Origin of the sequence: Streptomyces sp. NPDC100445, assembly GCF_044759735.1 — a bacterium.
Lineage (GTDB): Bacteria > Actinomycetota > Actinomycetes > Streptomycetales > Streptomycetaceae > Streptomyces.
Genome location: NZ_JBIVZV010000002.1, coordinates 542081 through 564103, shown reverse-complemented (window position 1 = coordinate 564103; position 22023 = coordinate 542081). Strand labels below are relative to the sequence as shown.

General features: G+C 74.5%; 18 protein-coding genes. 9 read left to right on the top strand and 9 right to left on the bottom strand.

Annotated elements, in window-relative coordinates:
* The first annotated feature begins 148 nt into the window (after positions 1-148).
* Positions 149-1333 carry a quinolinate synthase NadA gene (gene nadA, locus ACIQVT_RS07885; RefSeq protein ID WP_403749163.1) on the top strand — a complete coding sequence of 395 codons (1185 nt, stop codon included), beginning with the start codon at positions 149-151 and terminating at the stop codon, positions 1331-1333.
* A 67-nt stretch (positions 1334-1400) separates the two neighbouring features.
* On the opposite strand, the gene ACIQVT_RS07880 is transcribed toward nadA, so the two are convergent.
* The 5 genes from ACIQVT_RS07880 to ACIQVT_RS07860 all read right to left on the bottom strand — a co-directional run bounded on the left by ACIQVT_RS07880 (position 1401) and on the right by ACIQVT_RS07860 (position 8957).
* Positions 1401-4511, bottom strand: coding sequence for an efflux RND transporter permease subunit (locus ACIQVT_RS07880; RefSeq protein WP_403749160.1), 3111 nt, complete (start codon positions 4509-4511; stop codon positions 1401-1403).
* A gap of 181 nt (positions 4512-4692) precedes the next feature.
* On the bottom strand, positions 4693-5373 hold the full coding sequence (locus ACIQVT_RS07875; protein WP_403749157.1) for a response regulator: 681 nt from the start codon (positions 5371-5373) through the stop codon (positions 4693-4695).
* The gene (locus tag ACIQVT_RS07870; RefSeq protein ID WP_403749155.1) at positions 5370-6587 is read right to left on the bottom strand and encodes a sensor histidine kinase; all 1218 of its coding nucleotides are present in this window, start codon (positions 6585-6587) and stop codon (positions 5370-5372) included. The genes ACIQVT_RS07875 and ACIQVT_RS07870 overlap by 4 nt, the downstream gene beginning before the upstream one ends.
* Positions 6588-7854: 1267 nt before the next feature.
* Positions 7855-8133, bottom strand: a complete 279-nt coding sequence (locus ACIQVT_RS07865; protein ID WP_403749151.1) for a hypothetical protein — start codon at positions 8131-8133, stop codon at positions 7855-7857.
* Between the two features lie 32 nt (positions 8134-8165).
* A complete protein-coding gene (locus tag ACIQVT_RS07860) occupies positions 8166-8957 on the bottom strand; it encodes a PspA/IM30 family protein (RefSeq protein ID WP_403749148.1) in 792 nt (263 codons plus the stop codon).
* 246 nt (positions 8958-9203) lie between these two features.
* Between ACIQVT_RS07860 and ACIQVT_RS07855 the strand changes: the two genes are divergently transcribed.
* The 3 genes from ACIQVT_RS07855 to ACIQVT_RS07845 all read left to right on the top strand — a co-directional run bounded on the left by ACIQVT_RS07855 (position 9204) and on the right by ACIQVT_RS07845 (position 11784).
* Positions 9204-9833 carry a DUF3043 domain-containing protein gene (locus ACIQVT_RS07855; protein WP_403749145.1) on the top strand — a complete coding sequence of 210 codons (630 nt, stop codon included), beginning with the start codon at positions 9204-9206 and terminating at the stop codon, positions 9831-9833.
* 83 nt (positions 9834-9916) lie between these two features.
* Complete coding sequence (locus ACIQVT_RS07850) at positions 9917-10654, top strand: class I SAM-dependent methyltransferase (protein ID WP_403749736.1); 738 nt, start codon at positions 9917-9919, stop codon at positions 10652-10654.
* A 56-nt stretch (positions 10655-10710) separates the two neighbouring features.
* Positions 10711-11784 carry a S1C family serine protease gene (locus ACIQVT_RS07845; RefSeq protein ID WP_403749142.1) on the top strand — a complete coding sequence of 358 codons (1074 nt, stop codon included), beginning with the start codon at positions 10711-10713 and terminating at the stop codon, positions 11782-11784.
* Positions 11785-11821: 37 nt separating this feature from the next.
* Here the strand turns inward: ACIQVT_RS07845 and ACIQVT_RS07840 are convergent, their stop codons facing one another.
* Positions 11822-12031, bottom strand: coding sequence for a hypothetical protein (locus tag ACIQVT_RS07840; RefSeq protein WP_403749138.1), 210 nt, complete (start codon positions 12029-12031; stop codon positions 11822-11824).
* Between the two features lie 79 nt (positions 12032-12110).
* On the opposite strand from ACIQVT_RS07840, the gene ACIQVT_RS07835 reads away from it, so the two are divergent.
* Positions 12111-13322, top strand: coding sequence for a bifunctional adenosylcobinamide kinase/adenosylcobinamide-phosphate guanylyltransferase (locus ACIQVT_RS07835; RefSeq protein ID WP_403749135.1), 1212 nt, complete (start codon positions 12111-12113; stop codon positions 13320-13322).
* Positions 13323-13347: 25 nt separating this feature from the next.
* On the opposite strand, the gene ACIQVT_RS07830 is transcribed toward ACIQVT_RS07835, so the two are convergent.
* A complete protein-coding gene (locus ACIQVT_RS07830; RefSeq protein ID WP_403749132.1) occupies positions 13348-14331 on the bottom strand; it encodes a class I SAM-dependent methyltransferase in 984 nt (327 codons plus the stop codon).
* A 132-nt stretch (positions 14332-14463) separates the two neighbouring features.
* Between ACIQVT_RS07830 and cobT the strand changes: the two genes are divergently transcribed.
* The 3 genes from cobT to ACIQVT_RS07815 all read left to right on the top strand — a co-directional run bounded on the left by cobT (position 14464) and on the right by ACIQVT_RS07815 (position 18281).
* The gene (gene cobT / locus ACIQVT_RS07825) at positions 14464-15603 is read left to right on the top strand and encodes a nicotinate-nucleotide--dimethylbenzimidazole phosphoribosyltransferase (protein WP_403749130.1); all 1140 of its coding nucleotides are present in this window, start codon (positions 14464-14466) and stop codon (positions 15601-15603) included.
* A gap of 136 nt (positions 15604-15739) precedes the next feature.
* Positions 15740-17536 carry a phosphatidylglycerol lysyltransferase domain-containing protein gene (locus ACIQVT_RS07820; RefSeq protein WP_403749128.1) on the top strand — a complete coding sequence of 599 codons (1797 nt, stop codon included), beginning with the start codon at positions 15740-15742 and terminating at the stop codon, positions 17534-17536.
* Between the two features lie 10 nt (positions 17537-17546).
* The gene (locus tag ACIQVT_RS07815) at positions 17547-18281 is read left to right on the top strand and encodes a hypothetical protein (RefSeq protein ID WP_403749126.1); all 735 of its coding nucleotides are present in this window, start codon (positions 17547-17549) and stop codon (positions 18279-18281) included.
* Here the strand turns inward: ACIQVT_RS07815 and ACIQVT_RS07810 are convergent.
* On the bottom strand, positions 18221-18985 hold the full coding sequence (locus ACIQVT_RS07810) for a hypothetical protein (protein WP_403749123.1): 765 nt from the start codon (positions 18983-18985) through the stop codon (positions 18221-18223). The two genes, ACIQVT_RS07815 and ACIQVT_RS07810, sit on opposite strands and share 61 nt — an antisense overlap.
* Before the next feature lie 96 nt (positions 18986-19081).
* On the opposite strand from ACIQVT_RS07810, the gene ACIQVT_RS07805 reads away from it, so the two are divergent.
* Positions 19082-19867 carry an adenosylcobinamide-GDP ribazoletransferase gene (locus ACIQVT_RS07805; RefSeq protein ID WP_403749121.1) on the top strand — a complete coding sequence of 262 codons (786 nt, stop codon included), beginning with the start codon at positions 19082-19084 and terminating at the stop codon, positions 19865-19867.
* 45 nt (positions 19868-19912) lie between these two features.
* Here ACIQVT_RS07805 and ACIQVT_RS07800 read toward each other — a convergent pair whose 3' ends face one another.
* Positions 19913-21949 (bottom strand): hypothetical protein, encoded by a 2037-nt coding sequence (locus ACIQVT_RS07800; protein ID WP_403749118.1) that lies wholly within the window; start codon positions 21947-21949, stop codon positions 19913-19915.
* Positions 21950-22023 lie beyond the last annotated feature (74 nt).

Below are 22023 nucleotides of genomic sequence, written 5' to 3'. Positions count from 1 at the left end.
CGCCGCGGGGTCCGGAGGAGCCGGGGAGCGGCGGCGGGACGCTCCGGGGGGATTCACGTCACACAGACGCTATGGCCGTCGTCAAAGTGACGTGAACCGGCTATGATAGATAGCGTCAGTTAGACGAAAAGTAGAAAGGGTGCGTGTCGTGACCACCGCCCAGACCCCGGAACTCGACGTTCAGCCGACTCCGCTCGCCCTGCTGCTGCTCGGTCGCGAGGCCGACCCGAGGAGCGAGCGCGGTGTCGAGTGCCCCGGCGACCTGCCCTCGCCGTCCGACCCCGACCTGGTCGAGCGGGCCCGCGCGGCCAAGGAGAAGCTCGGCGACAAGGTCTTCGTGCTCGGCCACCACTACCAGCGGGACGAGGTCATCCAGTTCGCCGACGTCACGGGCGACTCCTTCAAGCTGGCCCGGGACGCCGCCGCGCGCCCCGAGGCGGAGTACATCGTCTTCTGCGGCGTGCACTTCATGGCCGAGTCGGCGGACATCCTGACCTCCGACGACCAGAAGGTCGTCCTGCCCGACCTCGCCGCCGGCTGCTCCATGGCCGACATGGCGACGGCCGAGCAGGTCGCGGAGTGCTGGGACGTGCTGACCGAGGCGGGCGTGGCCGAGCAGGTGGTCCCCGTCTCGTACATGAACTCCTCCGCCGACATCAAGGCGTTCACGGGCAAGCACGGCGGCACCATCTGCACCTCGTCCAACGCCGAGCGCGCCCTGGAGTGGGCGTTCGAGCAGGGCGAGAAGGTGCTGTTCCTGCCCGACCAGCACCTGGGCCGCAACACCGCCGTCCGCGACATGGGGATGTCCCTGGACGACTGCGTGCTGTACAACCCGCACAAGCCGAACGGCGGTCTGACGGCGGACGAGCTGCGCGCCGCCAAGATGATCCTGTGGCGCGGCCACTGCTCGGTCCACGGCCGCTTCAGCCTGGACTCGGTCGACGACGTCCGCGCCCGCATCCCGGGGGTGAACGTCCTGGTCCACCCCGAGTGCCGGCACGAGGTCGTCGCCGCGGCCGATCACGTCGGCTCGACCGAGTACATCATCAAGACGCTGGAGGCGGCCCCCGCCGGCTCGAAGTGGGCCATCGGCACCGAACTGAACCTGGTACGCCGCCTGGCGAACCGTTTCGCCCCCGAGGGCAAGGAGATCGTCTTCCTCGACAAGACGGTCTGCTTCTGCTCGACCATGAACCGCATCGACCTGCCCCACCTGGTCTGGACCCTGGAGTCCCTGGCCGAGGGCAACCTGGTCAACCGGATCGAGGTCGACAAGGAGACGGAGGCGTTCGCGAAGCTGGCGCTGGAGCGGATGCTGGCGCTGCCGTAACCACCGCCGCCGTCCCCCGTGCGAAAGGGCCGGGCTCCCTCGGGAGGCCCGGCCCTTCGTCATGCCGTCACACCGCGGCCGGCTCCTGCGCCGGTTCCCGCGTCGGCTCCGCCGTCCGCCGCTTCGCCGCGCGCTTGCGCGCCCGGCGCTCCTTGCCGAGCTCCAGCATCGCGTAGAGCGTCGGCACGAGGAGCAGGGTCAGCAGGGTGGAGCTGATCAGGCCGCCGATGACGACGACCGCCAGCGGCTGGGCGATGAAGCCGCCCTGACCGGTGACGCCCAGGGCCATGGGCAGCAGGGCGAAGACGGTGGCCAGCGCCGTCATCAGGATCGGCCGCAGACGGTGCCGGCCGCCCTCGATCACGGCCTCCACCACACCGTGGCCCCGGGCCCGGTACTGGTTGATCAGGTCGATCAGCACGATCGCGTTGGTCACCACGATGCCGATCAGCATCAGCATGCCGATCATCGCCGGCACGCCCATCGGAGTGCCGGTGACGACCAGCAGGCCGAGGGCGCCCGTCGCCGCGAAGGGGATGGAGACCAGCAGGATCAGCGGCTGGACGAGCGAGCGGAACGTCGCGACCAGGAGCATGAAGACGATCGCGATGGCCGCCAGCATGGCGAGGCCCAGGTTCTTGAACGCGTCGTCCTGGTCGGAGGTGACCCCGCCGATCTCCGCCGTGGCGCCCGCGGGCAGCTTCAGGGCCGCGACGGCGGACCGGAGCTCGCCGCTGACCGCGCCGGTGTCCTCCCCGGTCGGCCTGGCCGTGACGGTGGCGGCGCGCCGGCCGTCGATCCGGGTCAGGGACACCGGGCCGGCCACCTGCCGCACCGTGGCGATGTCGCCCAGTCGCACCGGGCCGAGGCGCAGCGCCTTGAGCCCGGCGAGGCTCGTGGCGGGCTTCGCCGAGCGCACGACGACGTCGCGCTCGGTGTCGTCGAGGACCGCCTTCGCGGCCGTCGTACCGCGCACGGCCTGCGCGACCGCGGCGCCCAGTTTCTCGTCGTCGAAGCCGACCGCGGCGGCCTTGGCGTCGGCCCGGACCGAGATCCGCGGCACGCTCTGCGCGAGGTCGCTGGTGACGTCGGTGACGTGGTCGAGACCGGCGACCGCGGAGCGGACCTGTTCGGCCGCCGTGCGCAGGGCCTTCGGGTCGGCGGCCTTCACGACGACGCTGAGGTCCTGGTTGCCGAAGCCGCCGCCGGAGGAGACGGTGGTCGTGCCGATGCCGTGCAGCTTCCCCAGTCCGTCCGTCAGGTGCCGGCGGACGTCGTCGTAGGACGCCCCGTCCTTCAGCATCACCTGGTAGGTGGCCTGGTTGGTGTCGGTGCCACCGCCGAAGGCGGCCATGAAGCCGGAGGAGCCGACGGTGACCTGGTAGTCCTTCACGCCGTCGGTGGCGGCGAGCAGCTTCTCCACCCGCCGGGCCTCGGCGTCGGTGGCGGCCAGGCTCGTACCGGGCGCCGTCTTCTGCCGGAGGGTGAGGACCTCCTGGTCGCCCTGGTCGAAGAAGTTCGTCCTGAGCAGGCCGGACATGCCGAACGTGACGACGAGGACGGCCACGGCGATGAGCACGCTGGTGAGGCGGCGGCGGGTCGCGAAGCGCAGGACGGGGACGTACACGCGCTGGAGGCGGCTGTTCGCCTCCTTCTCCTCGGCGGCGCGGCGGGCCTCGGCGGCGTCCTCGGGGATGCCCTTGGGGGCGCGCAGGAACCAGTACGACAGGACGGGCACGACCGTCAGCGACACCAGCAGGGACGCCAGCAGCGCGGCCGTGACCGTGATGCTGAACGAGCCGAACAGGGCGCCCACCATGCCGCCGACCAGGCCGATCGGCAGGAACACGGCGACCGTGGTGAGGGTGGAGGACGTGACCGCGCCGGCCACCTCGCGCACCGCGGTGAGGATGGCCTCCTTGCGCTCCTCGCCGTAGCCGAGGTGCCGCCTGATGTTCTCCAGGACGACGATCGAGTCGTCGACGACCCGGCCGATGGCGATGGTCAGCGCGCCGAGCGTGAGCATGTTCAGCGACAGGCCGCGCGTCCACAGCACGATCAGGGCGAGGACGACGGACAGCGGGATGGACACCGCGGTGACCAGCGTGGAACGCACCGACGCCAGGAAGACCAGGATGATCACCACGGCGAAGAGCAGGCCGAGCGCGCCCTCGGTGGTCAGACCCTCGATGGACTTGGAGACCGCCGGGCCCTGGTCGCTGACGACCGTGAGCCGGGCGCCCGAGCCGAGGTCCGCGCGCAGGCGGGGCAGCTTGTCCGCGACCGCTTCGGAGATGGCGACCGCGCTGCCGTCGTGGTCCATCGTGACGTTGACGGCGAGGCTGGGCCGGCCGTCGGTGCGGGTCAGCGAGTCGGCCGGGGCGGGCTGCTCCCGGACGGTGGCCACGGCTCCGAGGCGTACGGGCCTGCGCGCGCCCTCGCCGGTGACCGTGAGGTCCCTGATCTGCTTCAGCGAGGTGAGGCCGCCGCCGACCTGGACGGTGCGGTTGGCGCCGTCCTCGTCGAAGGAGCCGGCCGGAACGGTGGCGCCGCCCGCCCTGAGGGCCTGGCCGAGGGCCGCCGCGTCCACACCGGCCCGTGCGAGCTTCCCGTCGTCGGGGGTGACGGTGACCTGGAGGTCGCGGACGCCGGTGACCTGGACGCGGCCGACGCCGTCGATGTCCTTCAGCGCCGGGACGACCGTCGTGTCGAGCTGGTCGGCGAGGGCCTGCTGGTCCTTGCCGGAGGTGACGGCGAGGACCACGGTCGGCATGTCGTCGGTGGAACCGGAGACGACCTGCGGGTCGACGCCGTCGGGGAGCCGGTTGCGGGACCGGTTCACGGCCTGCTGGACGTCGGAGACGATCCGCTTGGTGTCGTTGCCGTAGTCGAACGACGCCATGATCACGGCATTGCCCTCGCTCGCCGTCGAGGTGACACCGGTGACGCCGTCGACGCCCTGGAGGTTGTCCTCGATCGGCTCGACGACCTGCTTCTCCACGACGTCGGGCGAGGCACCCTGGTAGGGGGCGATCACCGACACCATGGGCAGCTCGATGGTGGGCAGCAGCTGCTGTTTGATCTGGGGTATCGCGATCAGCCCGAAGGCGAGCGCGACGAGCGACACGAGCCCGACGAGGGCCCGTTGCGCAAGGCTGAATCTGGACAGCCAGGACATGGGTGAGGGTCTCTCTTCTGTGAGCGGCAGCAGTGCTCCGCCACGCGGCGGGAGCAGCGACGGGACGCACAGGTGAGCGCCCACCCCACCACCTTGGACCATCCCGGGGAGCCGCCCCGTACCCCCCAGGTCCCGTTCCGCGCCCGGCCCCTACTCCGCGCGCAGTACATCCGGGTGGAGATCAGCCGGTCCGCGGACGGACCAGCCCCGACTCGTACGCGATCACGACGAGCTGCGCCCGGTCGCGCGCCCCCAGCTTGGCCATGGCCCGGTTGACGTGCGTCTTCACCGTCAGCGGGCTGACCGCGAGACGCTCGGCGATCTCGTCGTTGGAGTGACCGCCGGCGACCAGGCCGAGGACCTCCCGCTCCCGGCCGGTGAGCGCGCCGAGCCGTTCGGAGCGGGCCGGATCCGGTCCGTCGCCGTCGTCGCCCCGGGCGAGGAACCGGGCGATCAGTCCCTTGGTCGCGGCCGGGGACAGCAGTGCCTCGCCGCCGGCCGCGACCCTGATGGCGTTGAGCAGTTCCTCGGGCTCGCTGCCCTTGCCGAGGAAGCCGGAGGCGCCGGCGCGCAGCGCCCGGACGACGTAGTCGTCCACCTCGAAGGTGGTCAGGATGACCACCCGGACCTGCCCGAGGGACGGGTCGGCGCTGATCATCCGGGTGGCGGCGAGGCCGTCGGTGCCGGGCATCCGGATGTCCATGAGGACGACGTCGGGGCCGAGCTCCTGGGTCAGCCGGACCGCCTCCGCCCCGTCGGCGGCCTCCCCCACCACCTCCATGTCGGGCTCGGAGTCGACCAGCACCCGGAACGCGCTGCGCAGCAGGGCTTGGTCGTCGGCGAGCAGGACACGGATCGTCATACGGGCTCCCCCTGGGCGGTCACGGTCCGGACCGGCAGGATCGCATGGACGCGGAAGCCGCCGCCGGGGCGGGGGCCGGTGGTCAGGGTGCCGCCGAGGGCGGTGACCCGCTCGCGCATGCCGATGAGTCCGTGGCCACCGCCGTCCGCCGGCGCGCCGGGCTGCCCGGGGCCGTCGTCGAGGACGGTGACCTCGACGTCCGGGCCGGCGCGGACGAAGCTCACCTCGGCCCCGGCCCCGGGACCGGCGTGCTTCCGCACGTTGGTCAGCGCCTCCTGCACGATGCGGTAGGCGGCCAGGTCGACGGCGGCGGGCAGGCCGGCGGCCCGGTCGGCGCCGATCGCCCGCACGGGCAGGCCGGCGCTGCGGAAGGTGGCGAGGAGGTCCTCCAGGCGGTCCAGGCCCGGGGCGGGTTCGGTGGGTGCCTCCGGGTCGCCGCTCTGGCGGAGCAGGCCGACGGTGGCGCGCAGTTCGTTCAGCGCGCTGCGGCCGGCCTCGCGGACGTGGGCGAGGGCCTCCTTGGCCTGGTCGGGCCGCCGGTCCATGACGTGCGCGGCGACGCCGGCCTGCACGTTCACCAGGGCGATGTGGTGGGCGACGACGTCGTGCAGGTCGCGGGCGATGCGCAGCCGCTCCTCGGCGACCCGGCGGCGGGCCTCCTCCTCGCGGGTGCGTTCGGCGCGCTCCGCGCGGTCCCGGATGGCCTGCACGACGGCGCGGCGGCTGCGCACGGCGTCCCCGGCGGTGGCGCCGATACCCGTCCAGGCGAGGACGCCGAGGTTCTCCTGGGCGTACCAGGGCAGCGGGCCCGCGAAGACGGCGGCGGCCGTCAGCACGGTCATGGTGAGCAGGCCGAGCCGCCAGGTGGTGGCGCGGTCGGTGGTCGCGGCGACGGTGTAGAGGGCGACGACGGCGGACATCGCGACCGGGGCGCGCGGGTCGCCGGTCACGCACTCGATCACCGAGACGGTGCCGGTGAGGGCGAGGACCGCCTTGGCGTGGCGGCGGCGCGGCACCAGCGCCGCGGCACCGACCAGCATCAGCAGCAGGCTGAGGGGGTCCGGGACGCGAACGCCCCAGGTGACGCCGTTCTCGCTCCGGGGCACCACGAAGGAACCGGCGACCATGCAGGCCAGCACGCCCGCGGCGAGCGCCGCGTCCAGCGCGAGGGGGTGGGCCCTGAGGCTGCACCGGGCGCGTTCGAGAGTGCTCACGGGTGAACAGTACGGCCAGGGTCCGTACCGGTCAGCCACACACCGGAACACCACCCAGCCCCCCGAGAACCCCGCCCCGGACGAGGGAGCGAACCGGGCAGAGGGCAGCGACACGGGCCACGGCACCCTTCCGGCGGCCAGGCGCCAAGACCGGCGCCGTCCCGGGCGGGCGGGCGCGGCTCCCCGTGACGGGCCGGCCCGACGCCAACCGTCCAGGCAGGCGAGTCACGGGGCTGGGCGGGGAGTCCTCCCGCTGCCACACACCGGGTCACCCCGGCTCCACCCAGACCGGCACCGTCCCGGCCGGGCCAGCGCGGCTCCCCGCGGCGGGCCGGCCCGGCGGTCACCGTCCAGGCAGGCGAATCAGGGGGCCGGGGGGGCTCCGGCACGTCAGCGCGGCCACGGCACCCTTCCGGCGGCCCGGCGCCAAGACCAGCGCCGTCCCGGGCGGGCCGGCGGGGCTCCCCGTGACGGGCCGGCCCGACGCCAACCGTTCAGGCAGGCGAATCATGGGGCTGGGCGGGGAGTCCTCCCGCTGCCACACACCGGGTCACCCCGGCTCCACCCAGACCGGCACCGTCCCGGGCGGGCCGGCGCGGCTCCCCGTGACGGGCCGGCCCGACGCCAACCGTCCAGGCAGGCGAGTCAGGGGGCTGGGCGGGGAGTCCTCCCGCTGCCACACACCGGGTCACCCCGGCTCCACCCAGACCGGCACCGTCCCGGCCGGGCGGGCGCGGCTCCCCGCGGCGGGCCGGCCCGGCGGTCACCGTCCAGGCAGGCGAATCAGGGGGCCGGGGGGGCTCCGGCACGTCAGCGCGGCCACGGCACCCTTCCGGCGGCCCGGCGCCAAGACCAGCGCCGTCCCGGGCGGGCGGGCGCGGGTTCCCGCGGCGGGCCGGCCCGGCGGTCACCGTCCAGGGCCGGTGAGTCAGGGGGCCGGCGGAGAGTCCTCCGGCGTCTTCCCGGGCGGGCGGGGGCTCCCCGCGGCGACCCGGGACGGCGGTCACGGTCCAGGCGGGCGAGTCAGGGGGCGGGCGGGGAGTCCTCCCGCTGCCACACACCGGGGCGCCCCCGGCTCCGGCACGACAGCGCGCCGGGACAACCGGCCGCGCGAGCTCCGAGCGGGCGGCCCGACGATCACGCTCGCGCGTGGAAAGCCACCGGCAGCCCCGGAAGGCCACGTACGACCCGGCCTCGGCACCCCGGCCACCACCTGGCGGCGCCGGCGTGAGATCCGGGGGCGGCTGCGGTGGGGTCGGAGCGGATGTCAGCTGGGGATCAGGCCGCCGTCGCCGAGGAGATCGCGGACCTCCTCCAGCGTCGCGTCCGGCGACGGGAGGATCAGCCCGGACGGCTCCAGCGCGTCGTCCGGCAGCGGGGTGCCGAGCCGGCGGACGGCGTCGAGGAGGGCGGTCAGCGTGCGGCGGAAGCCCTCGTCGTCACCGCTCTCCATCTCGTCGAGCAGGTCGTCGTCCAGCCTGTCCAGCTCGGGCAGGTGGGCGTCGTCCAGCTCCACCTGGCCCTCCCCCATGATCCGTACGATCACGTCGGCCTCCTCGGCTCGGTCCCGGCGCCGGGCTACTGCTTGTCGAAGCGCGGGGTGTCCTGCGGCTGCTGCTGGGTCTGCCCCCGGCCGTTGCCACCCTCGATGGCCTGCTGCGGGGAGCCGCCCGCCAGCTCCGCCTTCATGCGCTGGAGTTCCAGCTCTACATCCGTACCACCGGAGATCCGGTCCAGCTCGGCCTGGAGGTCGTCCTTCTGCATGCCGGACGGGTCGTCCAGGGCGCCGGAGGCGAGGAGTTCGTCGATGGCGCCGGCCCGGGCCTGGAGCTGGGCGGTCTTGTCCTCGGCACGCTGGATGGCCAGGCCGACGTCGCCCATCTCCTCGGAGATGCCGGAGAAGGCCTCGCCGATCCGGGTCTGCGCCTGGGCGGCGGTGTACGTGGCCTTGATGGTCTCCTTCTTGGTGCGGAAGGCGTCCACCTTGGCCTGGAGGCGCTGGGCCGCGAGGGTGAGCTTCTCCTCCTCGCCCTGGAGGGTGGTGTGCTGGGTCTCCAGGTCCGTCACCTGCTGCTGGAGGGCGGCACGCCGGGACAGCGCCTCGCGGGCCAGGTCCTCCCGGCCGAGCGCGAGCGCCTTGCGGCCCTGGTCCTCCAGCTTGGAGGACTGCTGCTGGAGCTGGTTGAGCTGGAGTTCCAGGCGCTTGCGGCTGGTCGCCACGTCGGCGACACCGCGCCGCACCTTCTGGAGCAGCTCCAGCTGCTTCTGGTAGGAGTAATCGAGGGTCTCGCGCGGGTCCTCGGCCCGGTCAAGGGCCTTGTTCGCCTTCGCGCGGAAGATCATCCCCATACGCTTCATGACACCGCTCATGGGCTTCGCGCGCCCCCTTCTGACGGACTCCAGCTCACCGATCCTGCGACAGGACCCACAGTACGGGCCCTGCCTCCATTACCGCACTGTTCGGGGAGTGATGCGCTCATCCCCGAGGACGACTGCGGTCCGCACCGCTCCGGCGTAAGGAGTAGGTGATCGCACCGGAGCGCCCGCTCCCGTGTCCTCTCTGTCCCTCTGAGGACGTCCGGCGTTGCCGGATCGTTCCCCGCCGGGCGGAGAACCATGCCGGTGCAGCGCTTACCCTTGGGTTTTGTGTTCCGTAGCCGTGCCAAGGAAGAGAAGGCCCCGAGCGCCGACAAGGCGCAGGTGACCCTCTCCAAGCAGCCCCGTGACCCGCAGGCCCCCAAGGGTCGGCCCACGCCCAAGCGCAGTGAGGCCCAGTCCCAGCGCCGCAGCGTGGCCACCACCCCGACGAACCGCAAGGAGGCCGCCAAGCGGCAGCGCGAGGAGCGGCGACAGGCCCTGGAGCGGCAGCGCCGGGCGCTGGCCGGCGGCGACGAGCGGTATCTGCCGGCCCGGGACAAGGGCCCGGTCCGCAAGTTCGCCCGGGACTGGGTGGACTCGCGGTTCAACGTGGCGGAGTTCTTCCTGCCGCTCGCCGTGGTGATCCTCGTGCTGAGCGTGGTGCGGGTGCCCGCGATCCAGAGCGTCGCGCTGCTGCTGTGGCTGATCGTGATCGTGCTGATCGTCCTGGACGCGGCCGTCAGCGGCTTCCGGCTGAAGAAGCGGCTCAAGGAGCGCTTCCCGGACCAGAACACGCGCGGCGCGGTCGCCTACGCCCTGATGCGGTCCCTCCAGATGCGCCGGCTCCGGATGCCGAAGCCGCAGGTCAAGCGCGGAGAGCGGCCCTGAGCGCAGAGGCTTGCACCGGGGACGCGGCGGCCGTCCGGCCGACCGGTCCCGGCGGCCTGCGCGAGGTCGTACGGCAGGAGTTGCTGGCCCGGCAGCTGGACGAGCAGATAGCCGGGCGGTTCCCGGTGGGGCGGCGGCTGCGGGTGCTCGACGTGGGTATGGGCCGCGGCGCGCAGGCGCTGCGGCTGGCCCGGCTCGGCCACCAGGTGACCGGGGTGGAGCGGGACGGTGCGCTGCTCGCGTCCGCCCGTGAGGCGCTCGGCCTGGAACCGGAGGGCATCCGGGAGCGGGTCCGGCTGGTGCAGGGCGACGGCCGGGACACCGGGGTGCACTTCCTGCCGGGCAGTTTCGACGTGGTGCTGTGCCACGGCGTACTGATGCAGGTGACGGAGCCGGACCCGCTGGTGGCGGGCCTGGCCCGGATGCTGGCCCCGGGCGGCCTGCTCTCCCTGCTGGTCCGCAACGGTGACGCACCGGCCATGCGGCCGGGTCTCGGCGGGGACTGGGCGGGCGCGCTGGCCGCGCTCGACACCGCCGCGCAGGTCCCCCGGGCCCGCACCGACCCCGACGACGAGCCCGCCGCACGGCGTGGTCCGGAGGCCCGGGCCGACCGGCTGGCGACCCTCTCGGCCACGCTGGACGGCATCGCGGCCCCGCTGCACGCCTGGTACGGCGTCCAGGTCTTCACGCAGACGGCGGCGGACGACGCGCCGGTCCCGGCCGACCCGGGCCCGATGCTCGCGGCCGAGGAGCGGGCGGGCCGCACGGACCCCTACCGCGGGGTGGCGGCGCTGCTGCACCTGTGCGGCGTACGCGGCTGAGCCCGTACGGGGGAACAGCGGGGGCCCGGTGATCGTCCCCCGGTGAGACTCGGGGCATGAGCGCTTCCCCTGGCCGCGCCCCGCGCAGGGCCGTCCGCGCCGCCGCGCTGGCGTGCTGCGCGGTCCTCGCCGCCGGCTGCTTCGGCCCCGCCGCCCGGACCGGGGCGGACACCGCGGCGGCGACCCCGGCGGCCGCGCCGGCGTCCGCGGTCGACCTGGAGGGCCAGTACCTGAAGGTCATCGGCGCGGTCCTGCCGTCGGTCGTGCAGATCCAGGCGGGCGACGGCCTGGGCTCCGGGGTGGTGTACGACGACGCGGGGCACATCGTCACCAACGCGCACGTGGTCGGCTCGGAGCGGACCTTCCAGGTGACCACCGCCCAGGACCGGCGGCCGCTCACCGCCCGGCTGGTGTCCTCCTATCCCGAGCAGGACCTCGCGGTGATCCGGCTGGACCGGCCGCCGGGCGGGCTCAGGCCGGCGGTGTTCGGGGACTCCGGGAAGGTGCGGGTGGGTCAGATCGTGCTGGCGATGGGTTCGCCGCTCGGGCTGTCGTCCAGCGTCACCCAGGGCATCGTCTCGGCGACCGGACGGACCGTCAGCGAGGGCAGTGGCGGCGGCGGCACGGGCGCCACCATCGCGGACATGGTGCAGACGTCGGCCGCCATCAACCCCGGCAACAGCGGGGGCGCGCTGGTCGGCCTGGACGGGCGGGTCGTCGGCATCCCCACGCTGGCCGCCACCGACCCCGACCTGGGGGGCGGCGCGGCGCCCGGCATCGGTTTCGCGATCCCCGCGTCCATGGTGCGCACGGTCGCCGACCAGATCATCGCGAAGGGCAGGGTGGTCGACTCCGGGCGGGCCGCCCTCGGCATCACCGCGCGGACGGTGGTCGACGACCGCTACCGGCCGGCCGGGGCGGCGGTGGTCACCGTGCTCGGCGGCGGCCCGGCCGCCGGGGCGGGCCTGCGTCCGGGTGACGTCATCACCCGGCTCGGTGACCGGCCCGTCACCTCGGTCACCTCGCTGTCCGAGGCGCTGGCGGCGGGCCGGCCGGGGCAGCGGACCACGGTGACGTACCAGCGGGACGGGGCGGAGGGGACGGCGGAGGTGACGCTGGGCGAGCAGTGAGGAGGGGGTCGGCCCCCCTCCTCACCGCCCGGCCGGATCAGGTGTCGGCGTGCAGGCTCATCGGCCCGTAGATCTCGCTGGTCTCCTCGAACAGCCGCACCTGGTCCGCCCCGCCCTCCTGGAGCGTCTTCCAGTGCTCGCCGATCCAGGACTCGGCATCCCCCTGCGTGGTGAAGTCCTCCGGCTGCACGGCCGGCTGGACCTCCGTCCCGTCGGCCGTCTCGAACCGCCACGTCCATGCCGTCATGTGGTCCTCCTTCGCTCCAACACCTGCTGGCAGCCTAGCCGGAAGCGCAAGACCTGCGGGGACAGGCGAAAATCGGTCCGTGGAAATCACTCTGCTCGGTACCGGTGCCCCCGCGGGTCTGCCTCGCCCCGACTGTTCCTGCGCCGCCTGCGCGACCGCGCTCGGGCCGGACGCGCGGGCCGCGACCGCGGTGCTCGTGGACGGGACGCTGCTGCTCGACCTGACCCCGGGCGTGGCGTTCGCGGCGGCCCGCGCCGGGCGTTCGCTCGGCGGGGTGCGGCAGGCGCTGCTGTCCCATCCGCACGACGGGCCGGCGGTGGAGGTGCCGGCCGGGCTGCCGCAGCCCGGCCGGGTCCCGGACGGGCGGGAGCTGGCGCTGCTGACGGGGCATCGGGTGCGGGCCCTGGCGACGGACGGGGGCGGCACCGGGTACGCGGTGACCGGGCCGGACGGGCAGCGGCTGCTGTACCTGCCGCCGGGCGGGGCGCCGGCCGGGCTGACGGGGACGGCGGCGCACCCCTACGACCTGGTCCTGGCGGACGTCGTGGGCCGGCCCGACGCGCTCGCCCGGCTCCGCGCGGCCGGCGCGGCCGGCCCGGCGACGGACGTGCTCGCCGTCCACCTCGACCACGACGTGCCGCCGGGCGCGGAGCTGCGGCGCCGGCTCGCGGCGGCCGGGGCACGGGCGGTGCCGGACGGTACGACGCTGACGGTGGGGGCGTACCCGGGGATGTCCGACGTGCCGGACGTGCCGCGCCGGACGCTGGTGCTGGGCGGGGCCCGTTCGGGGAAGTCGGTGGAGGCGGAGCGGCGCCTGGAGTCGTTCCCGGGCGTGGTCTACGTGGCGACCGGCGGTACCCGGGGCGGGGACGCCGAGTGGGCGGAGCGGGTGGGCGCGCACCGGGAGCGGCGGCCGGGTTCGTGGTGCACGACGGAGACGACGGACCTGGTGCCGCTGCTGGCCGGGGACGGGCCGCCGCTGCTGATCGACTGTCTGTCGCTGTGGCTGACCGACGTGATGGACACCGTCGGGGCGTGGGACGACGCGGAGTGGACGGGCGGGGCGCGCGAGGCGCTGCGCAAGCGGGTGCGGGAGCTGACGGCGGCGGTGCGCGCCACCCGGCGGACCGTGGTGGCGGTCTCCAACGAGGTGGGGTCGGGGATCGTGCCGGCGACGGCGTCGGGCCGGCGCTACCGGGACGAACTGGGGCGGCTGAACGCGGCGTTCGGGGCGGAGTGCGAGCAGGTGGTGCTGGTCGTGGCCGGACAGGCGCTGGTCCTGCGGGGCTGAGGGGCGCCCGGTCCCCTTCCGCGCCCTACCTCGTGTCCTTGCGCGCCACGACCCGGTAGGCGTTGGCGAACGGCGTGCGGCGCAGCAGGGGCGCCAGTCCCCGGTCCAGCGCCCCGGCGAGCGCCGGCAGGGGCTCGGCCATGCCCCGCAGCAGCGGGTCGACGTGGGCCAGGGCCAGGACGGCGGCCCCTGACAGGTCGTAGGGCTGGTGGGGGGTCGTACGGTCGGTGACGAGCACCGTGCAGCCCCGGGCGCGCAGTTCGGTGCGGAGGTTGGCGAGCGGGACCAGGTGCAGGTGGCGGGGCTGGCCGTACGGGAGCCACCACCGGCCGAGGAGCGTGGCGAAGAGGCAGCGCGGGTCGGGGGCCTCGACGACCAGGTGGCCGCCGGGGCGCAGGACCGTGAGCGCGGCGCTCAGTTCGGCGCGCGGGTCGGGGGTGTGCGGCAGGTGGTGGAACATGCTGACGACGTCGTAGCGGCCGCGCAGCCGGGCCGCCGTGCCGGGGGTGGTCAGATAGCCGCGGTGGGCCTCCTCCACACGTCCCTCCAGCAGGGCCTCCTCGACGCGGGCCGTCGGGTCCAGCCCGTCGAAGCTGGTGTACGGGAAGAACTCCTTGGCCGCCTCGGGGAAGCGGCCGTGGCCGGTGCCGACGTCCAGCCAGCTCTCCGGTTCGCGCAGTGCCGACAGACGCCAGGCGGTGGCGCGGTGCCGGCGCCGGGCCACGTGCGGGGGGACGACGCGTTCGGTGAGCAGTTCCAGCTGCCGCTCGTAGAAGTCCCGGTGGAAGAAGGCGAGCCCCTCCGCGCTGAGCCGGGGGTTCTGGAACCCGTGCCCGCAGTCCCGGCACCGGTCCAGGGCGAACGTGCCCGGCCGGTGCCGCAGCGGGTCGGGGGCGCGCAGCCGGGTGCGCAGGCGCCGGGAGCCGCACCAGGGGCAGTCCTCGCGGCGCGGCTCCTGGAAGGGGTCGATGGGAGTGGCGGTCCGGGGGACGAGGGGCGAGGTCGGCATGGGCGGCTCCCTGTGGGACATTCCGGGCAAACCGGAACGTATGGGATACCGCCGTGAGGTGCAATGACGTCGTGGGTGTGTGGTGGCCCTGTGGCGCCTCGGGGTTCGCGCGCCGGCTGTACTGTTCGGCGAATGAGCAGGCTTAATCTGGACGACTTCACCGATCTGATCGAGCGCCCGGACGGGGGCGTGCGCCGTGACGCCGAGGCCCGGCGGGAGCGTCAGAGCGTGCCGCCCGGGGCCCTGGGCCGCCTGGACGAGCTGGGCGAGTGGCTGGCCGCCGCCCAGGGTGCCGTACCGGTGCGGCAGGTCGAACGGCCGCGGGTGGTGCTCTTCGCCGGCGACCACGGCATCGCCGGGCAGGGCGTCTCGGCGCGGCCCGCGGGCGGGGCGGAGCGGCTGGTGCGGGGCGTGCTGGAGGGCACCAGCCCGGTCGCGGTGCTCGCCCGCCGGCTGGAGGTGTCCGTCCGGGTCGTGGACATGGCCCTCGACTGCGACCCGGGGACCCTGCCGCAGGACGTGGTACGGCACCGGGTGCGGCGGGGCAGCGGCCGTATCGACGTCGAGGACGCGCTGACCGAGGACGAGACCGAGGCGGCCCTGCGCGCGGGGGTCGCGATCGCCGACGAGGAGGCCGACTCGGGCACCGACCTCGTGGTGCTGGGCGACGTCAGCGTGGGCGGGACGACGGCCGCCGCGGTGCTCGTCGCCGCGCTGTGCGGCACCGACGCGTCGGTGGTCACCGGGCGGGGCGGGCTCGCCATCGACGACCTGGCGTGGATGCGCAAGTGCGCGGCGGTCCGGGACGCACTGCGGCGGGCGCGGCCGGTCCTCGGCGACCAGACCCGGCTGCTGGCGGCCGTGGGCGGGGCGGACCTCGCGGCGATGACCGGGTTCCTGCTGGAGTGCGCGGTGCGCAAGCTGCCGGTGATCCTGGACGGTGTGGTGGCCGCGGCGTGCGCGCTGGTCGCGCAACGGGTGGCCTTCCGGGCGCCGGACTGGTGGCTGGCCGGACACGACAGCGGGGAGCCCGGGCAGGCCAAGGCGCTGGACCGGATGGCCCTGGAACCGCTGCTGGAGCAGGGCGTGAAGGTCGGCGAGGGCGTGGGCGCGCTGCTGGCCCTGCCCCTGGTCCGCAGCGCGGCCGCCCTCTCCGCCGAACTCCCGGAGCACCCGGAGCACCCGGAACACCCGGAACAGGCGGAACAGGCGGACCGCCCGGAGAACCCGGAAGTCCCCGAGGAGGCGGCCCCCGCGGCCGCCCCGGAGTGACCTGCCGTACCGGGCGGGACCCGCCGCCTCGTCGGGTGCTCGATGGGGTGGTGTCGCGAGGAAAAGCCGGGTGGATGGTGAGGGCCGGACGGAATGGCTCTGGTTCGCCGGGGTCCCGCCCATATGATCCTGCACCATGGGAGATGCCCGAATTGCCGTGGAGCAGCGTGCCGAGACGGAGCGGACGGACGGACGGCCGCGGTGGTCCGCCGGGGTGTCCCGGAGGTCCGCCGCGTTCGCCGTCTGGTACCTGCGGACGGTCGCGTTCATCAACTTCCTCAGCGGGACGTGGGTCTCGCTCGGCCAGGACGTGCGCCGGCACAACCAGGACGACTTCTTCACGCCGTACCTGCTGACGGCCGGCTTCGCCTCCGGGGTGTTCACCGCCTTCCTGGCGATCACCATGCGGCGCAGGAAGCGGGCGGCGTGGATCCTGAACCTGGTGCTGAGCGGCCTCTTCCTGGCCCTGTTCGCGTTCGCCATGGCGTTCCCGGACATCCGGCGCTACCCGCAGAACTGGGTCTCCCTCGCGCTGACGGCCGCCTTCGTCGGCGCGCTGCTCGCCGGCCGCCGGGAGTTCTACGCCAAGGGCGACCGGTCCAACCCCCGGCTCGCCGCCACGGTGGGCGTGGTCGGGGGACTCGCCGCGAGCCTGCTGGCCGGGCTGCTGGTGACGGTCACCAATCAGGCGCCGGACGCGGCCCGTTCGACGTTCTGGGAGCGCTGGCACTACGGCACCCTGCGCCTGGTGTCGGTCGCCGCCCAGGAATCCCGCTTCCCGGGGATCGACCCGCCCAACTGGACCAACGTCACGATCAACGTCCTCAGCACCGCCCTGGTCCTCGCCGTGTTCTACGCCGCCTTCCGGTCCCGGCGGGCCGTCGACCCGCTCACCGAGGACGACGAGAAGCGGCTGCGGGCCCTGCTGGAGCGGCACGGCGAGCGTGACTCCCTCGGCTACTTCGCGCTGCGCCGGGAGAAGAGCGTGGTGTGGTCGCCGACCGGGAAGGCCGCCGTCGCCTACCGCGTGGTCGGCGGGGTGAGCCTGGCCTCGGGCGACCCGATCGGCGACCCGGAGGCGTGGCCCGGGGCGATCGTGCCGTGGCTGGCGGAGGCCCGGGCGCACGGGTGGATCCCGGCGGTGATGGGGGCGGGCGAGGAGGCCGGCACCGTCTACGCGCGGCACGGCCTGGACGCCCTGGAGCTGGGCGACGAGGCGATCGTGGAGGTCGCCGACTTCACCCTGGAGGGCCGGGCGATGCGCACCGTCCGGCAGGCGTACAACCGGGTGCGGCGGGCCGGGTACCGGGTGCGGGTCCGGCGACACGAGGACATCCCGGCGGACGAGATGGCGTACCTGGTGGAACGCGCCGACGACTGGCGGGACGGGGCGACCGAGCGCGGATTCAGCATGGCGCTGGGCCGGCTCGCGGACCCGGAGGACGGCCGGTGCGTGATGCTGGAGTGCACGGACGCGCAGGGCCGGCTGCGGGCGCTGCTCTCCTTCGTGCCGTGGGGGCCGAACGGGCTCTCCCTGGACCTCATGCGGCGGGACCGCGACTCCGACAACGGGCTGATGGAGTTCATGGTCATCGAGCTGCTGCGGGGGGCCCGCGAGATCGGGATCACGCAGGTCTCACTCAACTTCGCCATGTTCCGGTCGGTCTTCGAACGTGGCGCGCGCCTGGGAGCCGGACCGGTGCTCAGGCTGTGGCGGTCGCTGCTCAGCTTCTTCTCCCGCTGGTGGCAGATCGAGTCGCTGTACCGCGCCAACGCCAAGTACCGGCCCATCTGGGAGCCGCGGTTCCTGCTCTTCGAGAAGAGCGCGGACCTGCCGCGCATCGGCCTCGCCTCGGCCCGCGCGGAGGGTTTCCTGGAGGCGCCGGGACTGCCGAAGTGGCTGCACCGCAGGCACCTGGAGACGCACCGGTGAGGAACGTGTGATGAGGACGCCCGCCCGCTGGGCCCGCGCCGAGTGGGGACCCCTGTACGGCGCCGTGAGCACCCCGCTGCGGCAGCGGGGACCGGTGGCACTGCCGATGACGGTGGGGGCGGTGTTCCTGACGGCGTTCCTCCAGTACGTGCAGAACCAGCCCTGGGGGTACCGGCCGGTACAGGCCCTGGGTGCCGTCCGGGCGGAGGACCCGCTGTGGGCGGCCCTGCTGCGCACGCCCCTGTCGCTGTTCGTGCCCGCGCTCGACCTGCCGGTGTGGGGCGCGCTGGCGCAGCTGCTGCTGGTGTTCGGGGTCGCGGAGCTCTGCCTGGGCTGGTGGCGGACGCTGGTCATCGCGTACGCCGCCACGCTGGCCGGGACCCTGTACGCGCGCGTCGGCATCACGCTGGGCGCGCACGCCCCGTTCGGGCTGCCGTGGACCGACGCGCAGGTGGTGGACACCGGCCCGTCGGCGGCGGTCGTGGGGCTGGCGGTGTTCGTGAGCTGGCGGTACGGCGCCTACGGGACGGCGGGGGCGGTGACCCTGGCGATGGTCGTCGAGGTGCTGGTGAAGGAGAACCTGGCGGGCAAGGAGCACCTGGCCGCGCTGATGGCGGTGGGGGTGCTGTGCCTGCTGGTGGCGGCGCGCCACCGGCAGGTCCGCGTGCCGACCGGGGCCCCCGGTCACCGGCGGCCGGACAGGCGCGCCGGCCGGGGGTCGGGCTTGCCGCCGATCCAGTCCTGAACGGCACGGCGCGGCCGGGCCCAGCGGCGGTCGTGGCGGTAGGCGCGCAGGGCGGCCCGGGCGCGGGCGCGGGGCCGGCCGCCGTAGAAGCGGCGGGCCCACGCGGAGCCGGGGCGGGCCAGCCGGACGGCGCCGACGAGCGCCACCAGCGGCACGACCGTGCCGAAGATCGCGGTGCGGGTCTTGCCCTTGCCCAGGGCGACGAGCGAGAAGAGGAAGTTCCCGGCGAGGGTGGCGATGGCGCTGCCGCGGTCGGTCAGCTCCTGCTGGGTGAGGTCGTTGACGCCGAACGGCGAGAACCCGGCCAGCAGCAGGCCGACGAGGGCGGCGGTGAGCACGACGACCTCGACGCTCTTGCGGCCGTCCTCGGTCCAGTAGACGTCGTCCAGGTGCAGGATCAGCGCGAACTCGTCCAGGACCAGGCCCGCGCCGATGCCGAACAGGACGGCCGCGACGGCCCCGCCGGCGCCGTGCCGGTCGCTGGCCACCGCGCCGAAGCCGCCGACGACGGTGAGGACGACGCCGGGGACGACGTGGTGGATGTGCAGGCCGCCCGCCTTGACGTTGCCGAACGGGCCCCGGCCGGCCCGGATCAGCCGGGTGATGACGCGGGTCACCACGAAGGTCAGCACGAAGGCCGCGAGGGCGAGGAGCAGGGGCAGCTTGCCCGGCTCGACGATGTTCCGCACCCACCAGTGCCCCATAGGCGCAGATTACCCGGATATGGCGGACCGGCCCCGTGCGACCCGGTGCGCCCGGGGGCGGCAGGCGGCCGTGCGGGCGCCCGGTAATCTGCGCCGGTGCTCACGTCCTCCCCTCTCGACGGTCTCCGTTTCGCCTTCGGCACCCTCACCGTGCTGCCCGTCCGGGTACGCCGGTGGGACCGGGGGGCCGCCCGCGCGGGCATGCTGTGCGCCCCGGTGGCCGGTCTCGTCGTCGGCGGCTGCGCGGCCGGGCTCGGCCTGCTGCTGCTCCTGCTCGGCGCGGGACCGCTGCTCGCCGCCGTCGCCTCGGTCGCCGTACCGGCCGCGCTGACCCGCGGGCTGCACCTCGACGGGCTCGCCGACACCGCCGACGGGCTGGGCAGCGGCAAGCCCGCCGAGGACGCGCTGAGGATCATGAAGCAGTCGGACATCGGGCCGTTCGGGGTGCTCACCCTGGTCCTGGTGGTGCTGGCCCAGGTGGCCGCGCTGGCCCAGCTGTACGCCGGTTCCTGGGCGCGGGGCGCGCTGGCGGCCGTCGTCTCGGCGACCGCGGCCCGCCTCGCGCTCACCCTGGCCGCGCGCGCCGGGGTGCCGGCCGCCCGCCCGGAGGGGCTGGGCGCGGCGGTGGCGGCGGTGGTGCCGGGGGGCGCGGCGCTGGCCGCGGCGGCCTCGGTGGTGGCGGCGGCCGGCGCGGCGGGGGCCTGCCTCGGCGGGTACGACGGGGTGCGCGCCGCTCTCGCCGTGGCCGTCGCCGTCGCCGCCGCCGAGCCCCTGTCGCGCCACTGCGTCCGCCGGTTCGGCGGGGTGACGGGGGACGTGTTCGGCGCGCTCGCCGAGACGGCGGCGACGGCGGCGCTCGTCGTGTCGTGCCTCGGCCGGTAGCCGCCGCCCACCCGCCCGGCGACGACCGACCGTGCCGGGCCCGTCCTACGGCAGCTTCAACGTGATCGCCGTCTGGAGGGCGCCCGGCGTCCCCCACGCCGAGCGCGCGCCCGCGTACGACGTCCCGAAGGCGCTGGAGGAGAGCACGAACTGCTGCTTGGTGCCCTCGGGTGCCGTCACCGGGACCTTCGTCCCCGACGGGGCGGTGACCGTCACGGTGTTCCCGACGCGGTAGGCGGTGACCTTCCCGGCGTCGAGGGCGGTCTGCCACCTGGCCCGGTTCTGGAGTTCGGCGCCGATCGCGCTCTGGCGGAGGTTCACGACGGGGGTGTTGTCGGCGAAGAGTGCCTGGTAGTCGGCGAGGACGCGGTCCAGCACCGGATAGAGGACGCGGTCCTCGGCCAGGTTGGACTGGTGGGCGTAGTGCGGGCGGGGGTCGTTGCTCAGCACGTGGCCGAGGTCGGTGTGCGCCTCGGCCGGCACGATGTGGTCGGTGAAGCCGGTGGCGGTGTCCAGCGGCTCGGACAGGCAGGTGGAGGTCGGGTTGTCCGTGCAGACGCCGCTGCCGCCGTCGGCCTTGGCGGTGTAGATCCAGTTGTACTCGTCGGCCATCTCGGCCTTGGTGCCGGCGTTGTAGTAGACGTTCATCGGGTAGCGGGGCACGGTGAGCGCGCTGCTGCCCACGGCCCTTTGGGCGGACTCGCGGGAGTTGTCGGAGGCGGTCCACTTCACCCCGGTGGCGGCCAGCGCGGGCCCCAGGCCGGGGTTGTCCTGGGGCTGCTGCGGCAGGGTCTTCAGGCCGGAGTGCTCACCGGTGATCAGCTCGCTCCGGTCGAGGGAGAGGCCGTGCAGGAGGGCCCAGTCGGCGTTGTCGGAGATCTCGCCGGAGATGTCGGAGCGGCTCACCCATCTGGTCGTGCCGTCGGCGTTCTTCGCGCAGCTCCAGGGCACGGCCGAGGTGTCCTGGACGCAGCCGAGGAAGAGGTGGGTGTAGGTGTGGTTGATCCAGCGGTAGGCGGCCCGGTCCTTCAGCAGCTGGTCGGCCAGCGGGTCGGTGCCGCCGTTCGCGGTCCTCCACTCCTCGCCGGCGCCCGCGTTGAACGCCAGGTCCAGGGTGAAGCCGTGGCTGCGCTCCCACTGGGCCGCGTACTGCGCGTCGGCCGCGGTCATCCGGATCGGTGTCCCGTCGTCCTCGCCGCCGCCCGCGCAGTCGATGTCGCCGGGCGTGCAGTTGCGCGCGGTGTCCCAGCGGGCGTCGGGCGCGAGGACGTCGTCGACGTGGACGGCGAAGTAGTTGCGGGCCTGGCCGAGGTGGACGCCCTGGGTGAGCCACTCGACCATGCCGCGGGCCAGCACCCGGAACTGCTGCTGGTACTGGTTGTAGGCGAAGGTGACGACCAGTTCCCGGCGGCCGTCGTGCGCGTACTCGCCGAGCAGGGTGCCGGTGCCGGAGCCGCCGGGCACGGGGGCGTCGACATAAGAGGTGAAGCCGGTGCGGGGCTGAGCGACGAAGCCGTAGCTCTCGTCCGCCGAGGGGGAGTTGTCCTCGAAGGAGAACGCGCCCTTCAGGTAGCCGAAGGGGCCCGTCCGGCCGGCCGCGGTGACGGTGGCGGTGCGGCCGTCCAGGGGGCCGACGTACCCGTTCTGGTCGGCGTAGTCGAGCCCGACCTCGGGGTGGGCCCAGGTGTAGGCGTCGACCTGCGGGATGCCGTACGTCTTCTCGTACGCCTCCAGGGCCGTCCGTTCGGCGGAGTCCGCGCCGAACGGGGCCTCGTTCGGCAGGACCACGCCCTGGAACCTGGCGCGGGGCCGGCCGCCGACGGTGTCGCTCAGGAAGGCGCCGGTGATCGTGGGGCGCCCGGAGTCGGCCAGGTCGAGCACGGTGTACGGGACGCCTTCGCTCCGTAGCTGGGCGGTGATCGCGCCGGCCGGACCGGCGCCGTCGTCGACGACCAGGACCCGGAGGTCGACGCGTGGCTCGACCGCGGCCGAGGCGCCCGGTGCGGCGAGCCCGAGTGTGAGCAGACCCGCGGCCGTGACGGTGACGCCGGCCGCTCTGCGGCGGTGCGCGCGGTGGGACATGACAGGTTCCTCCCCCCAGAGGATCCGCCGCGGTGAGCCCGGGGCGGATCAGTGGCAATCGTGCGGACCGGGGG

Coding starts and splice junctions, on each gene's coding strand:
- ACIQVT_RS07880 (WP_403749160.1), bottom strand. CDS start 4,511: ATGTCCTGGCTGTCCAGATTCAGCCTTGCGCAACGGGCCCTCGTCGGG.
- ACIQVT_RS07875 (WP_403749157.1), bottom strand. CDS start 5,373: ATGACGATCCGTGTCCTGCTCGCCGACGACCAAGCCCTGCTGCGCAGC.
- ACIQVT_RS07860 (WP_403749148.1), bottom strand. CDS start 8,957: ATGAGCGGTGTCATGAAGCGTATGGGGATGATCTTCCGCGCGAAGGCG.
- ACIQVT_RS07855 (WP_403749145.1), top strand. CDS start 9,204: ATGCCGGTGCAGCGCTTACCCTTGGGTTTTGTGTTCCGTAGCCGTGCC.
- ACIQVT_RS07845 (WP_403749142.1), top strand. CDS start 10,711: ATGAGCGCTTCCCCTGGCCGCGCCCCGCGCAGGGCCGTCCGCGCCGCC.
- ACIQVT_RS07840 (WP_403749138.1), bottom strand. CDS start 12,031: ATGACGGCATGGACGTGGCGGTTCGAGACGGCCGACGGGACGGAGGTC.
- ACIQVT_RS07830 (WP_403749132.1), bottom strand. CDS start 14,331: ATGCCGACCTCGCCCCTCGTCCCCCGGACCGCCACTCCCATCGACCCC.
- cobT (WP_403749130.1), top strand. CDS start 14,464: ATGAGCAGGCTTAATCTGGACGACTTCACCGATCTGATCGAGCGCCCG.
- ACIQVT_RS07820 (WP_403749128.1), top strand. CDS start 15,740: ATGGGAGATGCCCGAATTGCCGTGGAGCAGCGTGCCGAGACGGAGCGG.
- ACIQVT_RS07815 (WP_403749126.1), top strand. CDS start 17,547: ATGAGGACGCCCGCCCGCTGGGCCCGCGCCGAGTGGGGACCCCTGTAC.
- ACIQVT_RS07810 (WP_403749123.1), bottom strand. CDS start 18,985: ATGGGGCACTGGTGGGTGCGGAACATCGTCGAGCCGGGCAAGCTGCCC.
- ACIQVT_RS07800 (WP_403749118.1), bottom strand. CDS start 21,949: ATGTCCCACCGCGCGCACCGCCGCAGAGCGGCCGGCGTCACCGTCACG.